The organism is Kitasatospora sp. NPDC088783 (genome assembly GCF_044750705.1).
Lineage (GTDB): Bacteria > Actinomycetota > Actinomycetes > Streptomycetales > Streptomycetaceae > Kitasatospora > Kitasatospora fiedleri.
In genome coordinates, this window is the sequence record NZ_JBIVKJ010000019.1 from 103464 (window position 1) to 117488 (window position 14025).

The window sequence follows — 14025 nt, forward strand, 5'->3', positions numbered from 1 at the left end:
GCCCCCTCAGTAGGAGAGCGAGCGGTCGACGGCCAGCAGCACCCGGTCGATGTTGGGGAGGTACTCCTCCTCCACCCGGGCCGGCGGGTAGGGCGCGTGGTAGCCGCCGACCCGCAGGATGGGCGACTCCAGGGAGTAGAAGCAGCGCTCCTGGATGCGCGCGGCGACCTCCGCCCCGGGGCCGGTGAAGACCGGCGCCTCGTGCACCACGATCAGCCGGCCGGTCTTCTCCACCGAGGTCTGCACGGTGTCGAAGTCGATCGGCGAGAGCGAGCGCAGGTCCACCACCTCGAGGGAGCGGCCCTCCTCGGCGGCGACCTCGGCGGCCTCCAGCGCGAGCTTGACCATCGGGCCGTAGGCGACGACGGTCAGGTCGCCGCCCTCCCGGACCACGTGCGCCCGGTGCAGCGGCAGCGCGGGGGCCGAGAGGTCCACCTCGGACTTGTCCCAGTAGCGCCGCTTCGGCTCCAGGAAGATGACCGGGTCGTCGCTCTCGATCGCCTGGCGGAGCATCCAGTACCCGTCCGAGGCGTTGGACGGCGAGACCACCTTGAGGCCCGCGGTGTGCATGAAGTACGCCTCGGGGGACTCGCTGTGGTGCTCGATCGCGCCGATGCCGCCGCCGTAGGGCATCCGCACCACCACCGGCAGCTTCACCTTGCCCAGCGAGCGGGCGTGCATCTTGGCGAGCTGGGTGACGATCTGGTTGAACGCCGGGAAGACGAAGCCGTCGAACTGGATCTCGACCACCGGGCGGAACCCGCGCAGGGCGAGGCCGATCGAGGTGCCGACGATGCCGGACTCGGCGAGCGGCGAGTCGGTGACCCGGTCCTCGCCGAAGTCCTTCTGGAGGCCGTCGGTGATCCGGAAGACGCCGCCGAGCCGGCCGACGTCCTCGCCCTGGATGAGGACCTTGGGGTCGTCCTCCAGCGACGTGCGCAGCGCCTCGTTGAGGGCCTTGGCCAGTGACAGGGTGGTGGTGGTCACTTCAGTTCCCCTCCTCGAACGCGGCCTGGTACGCGGCGAATTCGGTCCGCTCCTCGTCGACGAGGGCGTGCGGTCCGGCGTAGACGTGCGCGAAGATCGCGTCGGCGTCCGGGTCGGGCATGCCGCGGACGCCCTCGCGGACCCGCGCGGCCAGCTCCTCGGCCTCCCGGTCGACCTGCGCGAAGTACTCCTCGTCGGCCTGGCCGCTGGTGGTGAGGTAGGTGCGCAGGCGGCGGATCGGGTCCTTGGCCTCCCACTCCTGCCGCAGCGAGCTCTCCCGGTAGCGGGTGGGGTCGTCGGAGGTGGCGTGCGGCCCCATCCGGAAGGTGAACGCCTCGATCAGCATCGGGCCCTGGCCGGAGCGGGCCCGCTCCAGCGCGGCCCTGGTGACCGCGAGGCAGGCCAGCACGTCGTTGCCGTCCACCCGGACGCCCTCGAAGTCCCAGCCCGCGGCGCGCCGGTAGATCGGCGTGCGGGTCTGCTTCTCGGTGGGGGTGGAGATCGCCCACTGGTTGTTCTGGCAGAAGAACACGATCGGGGCGTTGTAGACCGAGGCGAAGGTGAAGGCCTCGGCCACGTCGCCCTGGCTGGAGGCGCCGTCGCCGAAGTAGGAGAGCACCGCGGCATCCGCGCCCTCCTTCGCGATGCCCATCGCGTAGCCGGTGGCGTGCAGCAGCGGGGGGCCGATCACGATGGTGTAGAGGTGGAAGTTGTTCTCGTTCGGGTCCCAGCCGCCGTGGTTCACGCCGCGGAACATCCCGAGCAGGTTCAGCGGGTCGACGCCGCGGGTCCAGGCCACGCCGTGCTCGCGGTAGCAGGGGAAGACGTAGTCGTCCGGCCGGGTCGCCCGGCCCGAGCCGATCTGGGCGGCCTCCTGGCCGAGCATCGGGGCCCACAGGCCCAGTTCGCCCTGGCGCTGCAAGGTGACCGCTTCGGTGTCGAACCGCCGGGTCATCGTCATGTCCCGGTACAGTCCGCGCAGTTCCTCCGCCGACAGGTCCACCGAGTACCGGGGGTCCTCGACCCGTTCGCCCTCGGGGGTGAGGAGTTGAACCATCTCGGGGTCGCGGGCCCTGCTGTCGGCCGCCTTCCCCCGAGCGGGCCGGGACCTGCCCGTCTTGCCCTGTGCTACCACGTGTGCTCCTTCGTCTGTCCGACAACGGGATCGGCCGGTGTCGGGAGTTCCCTGCCGCCGGCAGGGAGGGGTATCCCCTGCGCCTGCGCGGCGCACGGGATGTGCGCGCCGGGACCGGGCCAGGGGTGACGATGTCCCTGGCGACCGGCGTTTTTCGGCCCGCCCTTCGGCGCACCGACAGTATCCGAATCCCCTTGAGCACCACAGTTTTCCGCTGGGTCCAGCCGCGGGTGCCCGGGACACCCGTCACCGTACCCCCCGGGTATCGCCCGGGGTAAGAGTCGAAATGCGCCTTTGCACCACCCCTTTCGGGGTGGAATGCGCGCCGACTCAACTTAAGTGGAGTTCCGACCACCGCGATGGCGGAGGCGAGTTCGGCGGACTCCGCCGTCCGGCCGATTCCCCGCGCGCGGGGCCGGGCGAGACTGGCAGCGCGCACGGTCCCACGCGCCCAAAAAGATTCGTCCAGAGGGAGAGACCGCAATGCAACCGCTGTACACGATGACCGACGCCGAACGCGAGGAGCTGTTCGCGGTCCTGGCCACCGTCGACAAGCAGCCGTACCGCGACTATCTCGCCTTCTCCGCCGCAGTGCACGACCTGATCGACCGCGGCGAGGTGCCGGCCTTCTTCACCGAGGTCTGCGAGCGCATCCGGCTCGACCGGGAATCCGGCACCGCGGTCGCCCACGTCCTGCGCAACTGCCCGCTCGACCGGGAGATACCCGAGCTCGACCTGGACGACCCGATCGCGGACAAGCACGCGAAGAAGACCACCTTCGTCTCCGAGGCGTTCCTGGCGCTGTTCGGCCACCTGGTGCGCACGCCGCTGCTCTCCTACGGCACCCGCTTCAACGGCGACTTCTTCGTCGACGTGATCGCCATCAACCGCTACAGCGGCCTGCAGACCGGCTTCAGCGACAGCGAGCTGGTCTTCCACAACGACCGCACCGCGCACCCGGTCCGCGCCGACTACATCTCCCTGCTCGGCATGCGCTGCCCCGACCGCGACTACATCTACACCGGCTTCGTCGAGGGCCGGAAGCTGCTGGCGAACCTCACCCAGGAGCAGCAGGACGTGCTGCGGCAGCCGTACTTCATCACCCCGTACGACGTGCTCTCCCGCGACAACAACGGCGCCCTGTCCGTCTCGGACGTGCACGCGGTCCTGGAGAACGAGCACAGCTTCCGCTACCTCGACACCACCACGACCGTCACCCCCGACGCCCCGCCGCAGGCCATCGTCGCCCTGCTGGCCCTGAAGAACGCGCTGGTCCGCGCGGACAAGACCCGGCACCGCATCCTCACCGGCGACCTGTTCACCTTCGCCAACCAGGACGGCCTGCACAGCCGGGACAAGATGGAGATCAACGACCCCGAGGCCGCCCGCCGCCGCTGGCTGCTCAAGTCCTACGCCTTCCGCGACCAGGCCGCCGCCGACCGGCACACCGACCGCTGGATCGACGGCGTGCCCGGCCGGGTCGGCGACGGCACCTGATCGCGCCCGCTCCCGTCCGAGCCCGCCCGGTCCCGTCCGATCGCACCCGGTCCCGTCCGAGCCCGTCCGGTCCCGTCCGACCGCACCTGATGGGCAGTCAGTTCCCTCCCGCAGCCAACGACTTCACCAGGAGACCGCGCAGATGACCGACAACGCCCTCGCCGACAGCGCCGTGGCCGAGAACGGGCTGGCCGAGTGCCTGCCGGTGCTGTTCACCGAGCTGGCCGGCGGCAGGTTCGACTTCCAGGAGCTGGAGTTCGAGCCGCTGCTCACCGACGGCCGGGTGGGCGCCGAGATCCACCGCCTCTACACCACCGAGCAGACCGGCCCCACCGGCCCGGCCGCCGCGATCGTCCGCTACCTGCCGGGCGCCGCGGCCAAGCCGCACCGCCACCCGGGCTACGAGCTGATCTACATCTGCAGCGGCCAGCTGGAGACCGACGAGGGCGTCTACCCGGCGAACAGCCTGCTGGTGATGAAGCCGGACAGCGTCCACGCCCCGCGCAGCGCCAACGGCTGCATCGCCCTGGTGGTGTGGGAGCAGCCCGTCCAGCCGGTCTGACGGCACCACCACCGGCCGGCGGCCCGCCCCCGACGCAGCCTCGGCGGGCCGCCGGCCACCCCCGACATCCGAGTTCCGAGGAGTTCCTGTGACCGTCGTCCCTACGGCTACCGACCGAGGGGAATCCGGCGCCGCACCGCCGTCCCGCTTCGGCCCCAAGCACCGCTGGACCGTGCTCGGCCTCGGCGTCGCCGCCCAGGCCAGCTTCTCCGCCAGCTTCGCGGGCATCCCGGTCACCGGTACCACCATGCGGGCGGACTACCACCTGACCACCGGCCAGCTCGGCTTCGTCCTCGGCGCCACCCTGCTCGGCGTCGCGGTCTCCGAGATCTTCTGGGGCCTGCTGACCGACCGGTTCGGCGACCGGAAGATCCTGCTGACCGGTCTGCTCTCCACCGGCGCCGTGCTGGCCCTGATGGCGGTCTTCGTGGTGCCCGGCGGCGGCTCGGTCCCGGCCATCGGGCTGCTCGCGGCGGGCCTGCTGCTGGTCGGCCTGCTCGGCGGCAGCGTCAACGGCTCCTCCGGCCGCGCCGTGATGATCTGGTTCCGCGACGGCGAACGCGGCTTCGCGATGAGCATCCGGCAGACCGCGATCCCGGCCGGCGGCGCGATCGGCGCCGCGCTGCTGCCCTGGCTCGCCTCCTCCTACGGCTTCCGCCCGGTCTACGGCGTGCTCGCGCTGTTCTGCTTCGTCACCGCCGCCGCCACCTGGCGCTGGCTGCACTCCCCCGAGGACCTCCCGGCCGCCGGGGGCGCCGCCGCCCGGGCCGACGCCCCGCAGGACACCCGCTCGCCGCTGGTCCGCTGGGACTGCTGGCGGCTCGCCCTGGCCAGCGCGCTGCTGACGATGCCGCAGATCGCCGTGCTCTCCTTCGCGGGCGTCTTCCTGCACGACGCCAAGCACGCGGGTCTGTTCGCCGCCAGCGCGACCATCCTGACCGCGCAGATCGGCGGCGCGGCCATCCGGGTCTGGAGCGGCCGCTACACCGACCGGAACAAGAACCGCCGCAGCTACGTCCGGGCGGTCGGCGTGATCGCGGGCGTCCTGATGGCCGGTGCGGCCGTCCTCGCCCACGCCCCGACCTTCTGGACCGCCGCCGCCCTCGCCATCGGCGGCATGGTCGCCAACGCCTGGCACGGCGTCGCCTACACCGAGATCGCCGCCATGGCCGGGGCCGAACGCGCGGGCACCGCACTGGGCCTGGAGAACACCACCGCGTTCACCGGCGCCTTCGTCACCCCGATGCTCATCCCGCTGCTGCTCGGGGTGTCCTCCTGGACGGTGGTCTGGATCGCCGTCGCGGTCGCCTCGCTGCTCGCGGCGCCGCTGGCCCCCGGCAAGTCGGTCGGCCGCCCGCTCGCCACGGCCTGACGCCCCGCGGCGCGGCGCGGACCGCGCGGCACCGCCGGCCGAACGCCCGCCGTACGCGCCTCGGCCGCCCGTACCCGCCGTACCCGCCTCGCCCTCCCTACCCTCCTCACCCGCCGTGCCCGACACGGCCCCGAAACCCCGGGACAGTCTCCCCGGCCTCGTCCCGGGCGGCCCCGTCCGGACCGTGCGCAGGACCGCCGTCAGGCACCCTGCGCCCGGTCCGGCGGGGCCTGCAACCGTGCCTGCCGGGCCGCCCGGCCGCGCTGCATCAGCAGCACCGCCTCCAGCCGGTTGCGCACCCCCAACTTCGCCAGCGCGTGCGAGACGTGGCTCTTCACGGTGGCCGCGGAGAGCTTCAGCACCCCGGCCGCCTCCGCCGTGGACCGGCCGTCGGCCAGCAGCTCCAGCACCTCGCGCTCGCGCTTGGTGAGGCAGCGCAGCAGCCGGTCCGGGTTCTCCGTCCCGGGCGGTCGCGGCTCCCCCGGCGCCGGGCCGGACGGCGACCCGACCGAGGACAGCCGCCGGGTCTCCAGCACCTGCGCGAGCACCTGCGGGGAGAGCACCACGTGCCCGGACGCCACCGCCCGGGTCGCGCTGGCCAGCCGGGCGATCTCGGTGTCCTTGACCAGGCACCCGGTGGCCCCGGCGGCGAACGCCGCGTCCACCCGCCACCGGCTCCAGTCCGTGCCGATCAGCAGCACCTTGACCTGGCACCCGACCAACTGCCGCACCACCGACCAGGGTTCGTCCTGCGGGCCGACCACCAGCACCACCACGTCGGCCAGCGCCAGCCGGGACCACTCGTGGATCGGCCGGTGGCTGTCCACGCACCGCAGGTAGTCCAGTTGCGCGGCGTCCCGCAACACCGTCCCGAGCACCCGGCGCGAGATCGGGTCGTGATCCGCCAGCAGTACGCTCGTTCTCGGCTCGAACTGCTCGACGTCGACCACCCAGTCGTCATCGGCCCGCGGGGCCGCCACCGGCGGCTCGGCCACCGTCGTCATGACGCGTGCCACCTGCCGTAGAGCTGAGTCGTTCTTGATCACGGTTCAGCGCCCCCCGGATCGCATCGCACTGAGATAACGTTTCGACCCGCCAGCCTAGCGCCCGCACACGAAGCCGTCGTGAAAAAGTTGTGTCCGGCCGATCCGCCCCCGCCACCGCCCCGGCCCGCCACCGCCGTGGACTGATGCCCCGTCAACCGCCTTCCCCCGCAGCGCGGTGCCGGCCGGAAGGAGCCGGACAACGGCTCAGAACGGACGACGACGGGACCGACGGCGCCCTCGCGGTCAGCAGCTGCGGGTGCGTTCGGCGCCGTACTGCTCGTCAGTGACGTGTTCGAGCCAGGTGATCTCGGGCCGGTCGTCGCCGGGGGCGGTGGCGTCCCACAGGGCGAGGTGCTGCATGAAACGGTCGGGAGCGGCACCGTGCCAGTGCTCCTCGCCGGGCGGGCAGGTGACGGTCTCACCGGGGTGGGCTTCGAAGACGGTGCCGTCACGCGTACCGATCAGAGCGACGCCGGCGACGACGTGGAGGGTCTGCCCGACGGCGTGGTGGTGCCAGGCGGTGCGAGCACCGGGAGCGAAGCGGACCATGCTGGCGCACAGCCGGGACGGCTCCTGGCCGACCCGGATGCCGTCGAACCAGACATCACCGTTGAAACGGTCCCGGGGGCCCTTGCTCGTGGGCCCGGGGCTGACGAACTCCACGGGGTGATCCTTCCTCTCGTACGGACGGGGCGGATCGGAGCATACGGGCGGCCGGACGTCCAAGCACGGCACGTCCCCGCCGACTTCCCCGGCGCCTGCCCTCACCGGATCCGGGTGGCGGGCGACCGCCTTCGAACCTTCTACTCCATGGCCGACGCCCGGTCGTCCAGTTCATCGACACCGGGTACGTCCCGGAGCCGGTAGAGGCGGGCGCGCATGTCGTGGACGGCGTCCTGGACCTTGATCGAGCGGATGCCGTCCGCGCAGTCGAGGAAGTCGTTCCAGGCGGTGAGTGCGCCGTCGACGTCGTCCTGGCGGAGTCGGACGGTGCCGAGGTCGGCGAGGACGATGGCGCGGGTGCGGCGGCGGTCGAGGCCGTGGATCTCCAGGGCGTGGTGGAGGTGGTCCTGCGCGCTGGTGTAATCGCCGAGCTGGGCGAGGATCATGCCGGCTTCGTGGGCCCAGCGGCCGATGCTGTAGTGCGAGGCCCAGGAGTCGCCGGGGGCGCCGGTGGCTCGTTCGATGGAGGTCTGCGAGGAGACGAGGGAGCGGGTGGCGGTGGTCCGGTCGCCGTCCAGCGCGGCGGCATTGGCCAGGGTGGCCTGGTAGTAGGCGACCGCGCGGGGGTCGTCCAGGTTCTTCGCCTGGTTGACGCAGTCCTCTGCCACCCGGACGGCGGTGGCGCGGAAGCCCAAGTCGATGGCCTGCACGGCGAGTCCGCGCAGGGCGGTGGCGGCGAGTTCGGCGTCGCCGGCCTCGGAGGCCAGGCGGAAGGAGTGCGCGTAGTACTCCTGGGCGGCGCCCTGGTTGCCCTCGTCCTGGGCCATCCAGCCTGCCAGGTGGACGAGTTGGGCGGTCGCGGCGAACAGTTCGCGGCCGACGGCCTCGGTCCAGGTGCCGTCCAGCCAAGTGGACACGTCGTCGTGGAGGTAGCGGACGGCGAGGTGGCGGGCGTGTCCGCCGCCTAGTTCGGCCGCGGCGTCGCCGAGGGACCTGGTCATCTGGCGGACGGCCGCGACTTCGCCCCGGCCGACCTGGACCTTCCCGCCGGTCTTCTGGCGGACGCGCCGCAGCAGGCTGTCCGGGTCGGGCATCCCGAGCGCCGCGAGCGCGTACGCACTGGAGGCGGCCATGAACTCCCGGCGATCCACCACGTCCCTCCGGCTCAACTCGATGACGGAGTCCACGGTATCGCCCGGCTCGGGATCTTCCGGATCGGTTGGCGAAGTGCCGCCCGAGTCTGGTACCCGCAGGTGCAGGACCTCGATCAGGTACGGCAGCCAGTACGTCGGGACCCGTCCGCCGAGCTCCCACCGCGAGACCTGATCACGGCCCGGACCTGCGGTTCCTTTGCCTTCGGCGAGGCCGAGTTCGCGGCCGAGCCTGGGCTGCGACCAGCCCTTCGCTTTCCTGGCGCCCCTGATCAGCGTCCCGATCGGTGCGGTGTCCGCCGACACGGCATCCCTCCCCCTGGCCGACGCTGGCCGACAAGTGGCCGACAGCTGGCCTACACCCTGGCAGCTTCTGCCCTTGCGTGCACGGTCGTTGACTGAGAGTCAGCCGCCCGCGGTCGGCGAGGAAACACCCTCCTCCCCCGAACCGCCCGCGTCCACGGGCACCCGTCCGTGCCAGGCGGCCCGAGCCCACCCCATCGAGGTTCAGGAGGCACGCCGTGCGCATCCTCGTCGACGGACTGGACATGTCGGGCAAGTCCACCCTCGTCGCCACGTTGATCAAGACCTTCGAAGCCCGGGGAGTCACCGCCGTGCGGCACCGCGGCATGCTCGCCGAGCACCACCCCGTCGAACCGCTGCTCAAGCGGCTCCCGCTGGTCCGCCAGGCCCGGAGCTCCGCGATCACGGCGGCGTTCCTCGTCGGCGGGTACGCCCTTGACGGACTCCTCGTCCATCTCGACCCGCCCCGGCCGGCAGGCGCGGTGATCATCCAGGACGGCTACGCGGACCGCACGATCGCCTTCGGCCTGGCCGGCGGCCCCTACCTGACGGCCGCCCTCGCGCTGTGGGCCAGCCGCGTGTTCGCCACGTTCGACGTCGCGGTCTACCTGCACGCCAGCCCGCAGGTGCGGGGCGGGCGGATGGCGGAGCGGGCGGACGTGGACGAGGCGGACCGCCGCAGCGTCGAGGACGAGCGGTTCGCGGCCCGGTTCAACGCGAGCCTGCTGAACTTCGTCGGCCGCCGCCACCGCACCCTGCTGGTCTTCGACACGGCCGAGCACACCCCCGAGGAGATCGCCGACCAGGTCCTCGCCGCCGCCGGCATCCCCACCCTGTCGGCCTCCGAGCGCGTATACGGGCGGACCGCATGACCTTCCCCATGCCCGGACACGACCCCGGCCTGTGGCAGGCCGCCCAAGACGAGCTGACGGCCGCCCTGGGCGGCAGGCCGCTGGTCGCCGCCGAGCGGTTCGCCAGCTCCGGCCGCACCTCCTACACCGGCCCGGCGCCGGTCGCCGCCGCCCGCCCGACGCTCGCCATCGGCTGCTACGAGCCGTGGGTGCCCGCCTCGCCCATCGAAGCGCTGACGCTGGAGGGCCGCACGCCGGTCCGCTCCGTCGCCTCGCGCCGGTCCTGGACGGCCGACCTCGACCACGCCGCCCAGGCCGCCATCCGGCGCCACCCGCGGCCGGTCGTGGCGGCCTGGTACGCCACCGACCAGCTGCGGCGGTGGGCCGGGCCGGGAGGCACGGTCGCCGCCATCGACGCGAGCCTTCGGGCCGAGGTCGAGGACAAGGCGAACTTCGGCAACATCCTTGACCGCTCCGGCGTCCTGGCCGCCCTACACCTGCCCGCCGCCCGGGTCGACAGCACGCTGCCGGGCCTGCACGAGCTGCGCCGCCTCGTGCGCGCGGAGAAGGTCGTGGTGCAGTCGGGCGCGGACTCCGGCGGCCGGGGCACCGTGTTCGTCGACGACGAAGCCGACCTCGCGCGGGCCGCGAAGATGCCCGGCCCCTACCGGGTCACCGCGTTCGTGACCGGCTGGTCGGCGAACACCACCGTGCTCTCCGTCCCGGACCACACGGGCCGCCTACGGGTCTACGTCGACCGCCCCTCCCACAAGGCCGTCGGGCTGCCGGAGGCCGGCATCGGAGCGGGCAAGAGCGCGGGCAACACCTGGTGCCTGCCCTGGCCGAGGGACGCCGCCGCCCGCCTGGTCGACGCCGCCGTGCGGATCGCCCGCTGGGCCTGGGAGACGCACCGGATCAAGGGCCTGTTCGGCCTCGACGCCCTGCTGACCGCGGACGGCGCGGTGTTCCTGGGCGAGATCAACTGCCGCAACCAGGGCACCACCGAGGTCTGCGCCGTCAACCAGCAACTGCGCGGCCTGCCGCCGTTCCTGATCGCCCACCTGACCACGATGCTCGACCACCCCGTCACCTGGCTGCCCGACCCCGACGACTTCAACACCACCACCGTCGACGCCGCCACCAGCCCGGGGCCGGGCCCGTACTACCTCAAGCTGCGCCACCGCGGCGACGTGCCGGTCCGCCTCGACCCCCACCTCGGTCTGCCCGGCGTCTACCGCGTTGACGACGGCCGCCTGCGCTGGGTACGCCCCGGCGCGCACCCGGCCGACGCCGGACACGGCGAGGTCCTGCTCGCCAACCTCCCCGCCCCCGGCACCCTCTGCGAGCCGGGTGCCGAACTCGGCACCGCCGAAGGCATCACCACGGCCGCCGCCACCCCCTTCGCCTCCCCGCACACCCTCTCGAAGACCGGCCGCGCGCTCCTGGCCGCCTTCGATCAGCACCTCCTCCCGACGGACCGCAAGGAAGGAACCGCCCCGTGACCACCGCAACGATGCCCAGCCTGCGCGAGCAGCTCGCCGCCGTCCCCGACGACGCCCTCACCCGCCTGCAGTACCTCGCCGCCGAGGTCGGCTGCCTCAACAAGTGCGCGATGTGCAGCCAGGCCGCCGGCAGCGACCTGTGGCGCTTCACCCCGCGCGGCCTGAACCAGCTGATGACCGCCCTGGCGGAGGAGGCCGCCGCCCGCGGTCTGCGGATCGCCCAGGGGCGCATCCACCGCCCCGGCGTCCTCTTCCCCTACCTCGACAACGACATCAGCGCCTACCCCTACCTGGACACCTACGCCGAGCTGGCCCGCGACGTCCTCGGCGTGAAGATCCGCATGTCCTCGGTCGGGTTCTCCGCCCACAACACCCGCCTGACCGAGATGCACCGCCGCATCGTCGCCGACCTCGGCGGGGTCTTCGACGGCATCCGCTTCTCCCTCACCCCGTACGCGACCGGCTACGTCGGCAAGGCCCCCGGCACCTCCCGCGACCAGTACACCGCCGACCTCGCCCACACCCTGCGGATCTACCGGCCGCTGCTGGACCGCCTCGGCCACGGCGCCGCCACCGCCGCCGTCGAGATGCGCTTCGCACCCCTGGTCGGCATCGCCGAACTGGCCGACACACACGTCGACGGACACCACGTCCTGCGGGTCGGCCCGCACCTGCTGATCGCCACCCAGCCCGACCAGGACCCGCTGCCGGTCACCGTCATCGAGCGCCTGGACGAACGCAGCCAGCCGATCCTGTCCGCCCCCGGCCGCCCCTACCTCCACGTCACCGCCGACACCGCCCAGCCGGACAGCGCCACCGTGCGCGACGCCCTGGCCGGCCTGCTGGCCGTGCAGCACCGGGCCACCCTCGTGAGGCTGCACCGCTTCACCAACGCCGACGGCGATTACTACAGCGCCGACCCCGACTTCCACCCCGACGGCCGCTTCACCGCCCTGAACCTCTACCCGGCCACCGACCGGCGGAAGAGGTCCGGCTACACCGACACCACCCGGCACTTCCTCAACACCCTGCTCGACCACAAGGCCGCCCGCGGCCTGGCCCGCCGCGATCCGTTTCCGGACGCCACCGCCAGCGACGTCGACGCCGTGCTCTCCGCCCTACGCTTCAAGGCCCAGGCCCTCGACCCCATCGACCGGGCCGCCGCCGCGCACCTGCGCGAGCAGGTCATCCCGATGGTCTCCGTCCACGCCCGCGCCCTGCTGAGCGCCGGCTACCCGGCCGCCGCGTTCTTCTCCCGCGACTTCACCATCGACACCGGCCAGATCGTCAACCAGGGCCGCGCCCTGCCCCTCTTCCGGGGCCTGGCCGCCACCGACGGCGAGCCGATGACCATGCGGGAGGAACGCGGCTTCGGGCAGGCCAGCCTCTCCACCGTCCGCGGCCCGATCTGGCGGATCACCCCGCTGCCCTTCACCGACTCCCGCCTGCCGCTGGCCGTCACCGGCCGCAAGAACCCGCCGACCGAGCAACCCACCGTCCTCATCGAGGAGATGGACCCCTGCCACCTCGCCCCCGTCATGCGCTCCACCGGCTGCCGCCTGCGCCGCTTCACCCTCACCGGCGTCGAGATCGAACACATCGCCCAAGCCGACGCACGCGCCGCCCACGGCTTTCCCGGGGCAAGCTAGAGAACCTCAACACGCCGACTCCTCCCGGCCGTTGAGTCGGGAGGCCCGCCGGGAAACCCCGGCACACCACCCCCAGCAAGGAGAACCATCCCCATGAGCACCACCGAAGCGCCGACGTCCGAGCCGTTCAGCAGGATCAAGGTCCGCGTCACCGGCCTGGTCTTCTGCGGCGACGACGTCGCGCTGCTGCGCCGGACCCGGCCCGACTCCGTGCACTACACCACCATCGGCGGCAACGTGCAGGACGGCGAGGACTACCGCAAGGCCGTCCTGCGCGAACTCGAAGAAGAACTCGGCCTCAGCCCGGACCTGGCGGCCAGCGAGCCGGAGCTGATCTGGATCGCGGACGCCCGGATCACCCGCCCTGGCCCGACCCCGCCGCCCCGCAAGTTCCACCTCATCTACCGCCTCCACGTCACCCCCGAGGTCCGCGCCCGCCTCGCCACCCAGGAGTACGACGAACTCCCCGACGGCACCCACGAGGTCGGCACCATCGAGTGGCACGACTACCGCAAGGTCGACGGCCTGCCGCTGTTCCCGCCGATCGGCCGGCAGATCGCCGAACTCGACAGCCCCACCGCCCCGGTGAGCCGGTTCGAGCTGGAGCCGATCACCGACCAGAACTACACCTGGATCTGACCAGGCTCCGACCAGCGGTGGCCGCCCCCAGGGAACCCGTGAGGCAGCCACCGCTGTCGGCTGTGCACCTGTAGCGTCCGAGCCGGCCTGACGACCCACCGCCGGCCTCTCCGCACCGGTCGCGCTCGAAGATCGCTTCCGGGAGCTGGCCGCCGCCGAGCACCGTCAGCCGGGCGGCCCGGAACGGCCCCGCGGTGCGTCGGCTCTCCCAGGGTTCTAACCCACGGATCGTGACGTAGCGCAACGGGCCCGGGGCCGGTTGGAGGGCGGTGGACGTGGGTGGAAAGGGGGCCCGAGGGGGCGATTCGGCGGCGCTATCCCCGCTTTACTGATCATTTCAAAATGAGGTCCGGAGCTTCCGTAGGCAGATGATGCTGCAGGCGAGTTGGAGCAGGCCGAGGTGGAGGTCGGCGCGTATCTCGTAGCGGATCCGTAGTCGCTTGAACTGGTGGAGCCAGGCGAAGGTCCGCTCGACCACCCAGCGGGTCTTGCCGAGTCCGGAGCCGTGGGCGACGCCGCGGCGGGCGATCCTCGGCGTGATGCCCCGGCGTCGGAGGATGCGGCGGTACTTGTCGTAGTCGTAGCCGCGGTCGGCGAAGAGCCTGCGGGGGCATCGGCGGGGCCTGCCGCGCAGACCGCGGATCGGCGGGATCGCGTCCAGCAGTGGC

General features: G+C 72.5%; 13 protein-coding genes. 7 read left to right on the top strand and 6 right to left on the bottom strand.

Going from position 1 to position 14025, the window contains the following annotated elements; translation table 11 throughout:
• Positions 1-6 precede the first annotated feature (6 nt).
• Positions 7-972 (bottom strand): alpha-ketoacid dehydrogenase subunit beta, encoded by a 966-nt coding sequence (locus tag ACIP60_RS33670; RefSeq protein ID WP_100838559.1) that lies wholly within the window; start codon positions 970-972, stop codon positions 7-9.
• A 16-nt stretch (positions 973-988) separates the two neighbouring features.
• Positions 989-2122, bottom strand: a complete 1134-nt coding sequence (gene pdhA, locus ACIP60_RS33675) for a pyruvate dehydrogenase (acetyl-transferring) E1 component subunit alpha (protein WP_400692025.1) — start codon at positions 2120-2122, stop codon at positions 989-991.
• Positions 2123-2605: 483 nt separating this feature from the next.
• On the opposite strand from pdhA, the gene ACIP60_RS33680 reads away from it, so the two are divergent.
• From ACIP60_RS33680 to ACIP60_RS33690, 3 genes are all read left to right on the top strand, one after another.
• Positions 2606-3619 (top strand): taurine catabolism dioxygenase TauD, encoded by a 1014-nt coding sequence (locus ACIP60_RS33680; RefSeq protein ID WP_400692027.1) that lies wholly within the window; start codon positions 2606-2608, stop codon positions 3617-3619.
• A 142-nt stretch (positions 3620-3761) separates the two neighbouring features.
• Positions 3762-4181, top strand: a complete 420-nt coding sequence (locus ACIP60_RS33685) for a cupin domain-containing protein (protein ID WP_400692030.1) — start codon at positions 3762-3764, stop codon at positions 4179-4181.
• A gap of 88 nt (positions 4182-4269) precedes the next feature.
• Positions 4270-5553, top strand: coding sequence for an MFS transporter (locus ACIP60_RS33690; protein WP_400692033.1), 1284 nt, complete (start codon positions 4270-4272; stop codon positions 5551-5553).
• 200 nt (positions 5554-5753) lie between these two features.
• Here the strand turns inward: ACIP60_RS33690 and ACIP60_RS33695 are convergent, their stop codons facing one another.
• From ACIP60_RS33695 to ACIP60_RS33705, 3 genes are all read right to left on the bottom strand, one after another.
• Complete coding sequence (locus tag ACIP60_RS33695; protein ID WP_100836957.1) at positions 5754-6557, bottom strand: response regulator transcription factor; 804 nt, start codon at positions 6555-6557, stop codon at positions 5754-5756.
• A 285-nt stretch (positions 6558-6842) separates the two neighbouring features.
• Positions 6843-7262 carry a cupin domain-containing protein gene (locus tag ACIP60_RS33700; protein ID WP_400692037.1) on the bottom strand — a complete coding sequence of 140 codons (420 nt, stop codon included), beginning with the start codon at positions 7260-7262 and terminating at the stop codon, positions 6843-6845.
• Between the two features lie 140 nt (positions 7263-7402).
• A complete protein-coding gene (locus ACIP60_RS33705) occupies positions 7403-8719 on the bottom strand; it encodes a tetratricopeptide repeat protein (RefSeq protein ID WP_400692040.1) in 1317 nt (438 codons plus the stop codon).
• A 215-nt stretch (positions 8720-8934) separates the two neighbouring features.
• Here ACIP60_RS33705 and ACIP60_RS33710 point away from each other — a divergent pair, with 215 nt between their 5' ends.
• The 4 genes from ACIP60_RS33710 to ACIP60_RS33725 all read left to right on the top strand — a co-directional run bounded on the left by ACIP60_RS33710 (position 8935) and on the right by ACIP60_RS33725 (position 13357).
• Positions 8935-9588, top strand: a complete 654-nt coding sequence (locus tag ACIP60_RS33710) for a hypothetical protein (protein ID WP_400692043.1) — start codon at positions 8935-8937, stop codon at positions 9586-9588.
• A gap of 8 nt (positions 9589-9596) precedes the next feature.
• Positions 9597-11069, top strand: coding sequence for a hypothetical protein (locus ACIP60_RS33715; protein WP_400692045.1), 1473 nt, complete (start codon positions 9597-9599; stop codon positions 11067-11069).
• Positions 11066-12718, top strand: coding sequence for a hypothetical protein (locus ACIP60_RS33720; protein WP_400692048.1), 1653 nt, complete (start codon positions 11066-11068; stop codon positions 12716-12718). The genes ACIP60_RS33715 and ACIP60_RS33720 overlap by 4 nt, the downstream gene beginning before the upstream one ends.
• A 93-nt stretch (positions 12719-12811) precedes the next feature.
• On the top strand, positions 12812-13357 hold the full coding sequence (locus tag ACIP60_RS33725; RefSeq protein WP_400692051.1) for an NUDIX domain-containing protein: 546 nt from the start codon (positions 12812-12814) through the stop codon (positions 13355-13357).
• 337 nt (positions 13358-13694) lie between these two features.
• Here ACIP60_RS33725 and ACIP60_RS33730 read toward each other — a convergent pair.
• A partial coding sequence (locus tag ACIP60_RS33730; protein WP_400692054.1) for a transposase occupies positions 13695-14025 on the bottom strand: 331 nt, incomplete at its 5' end.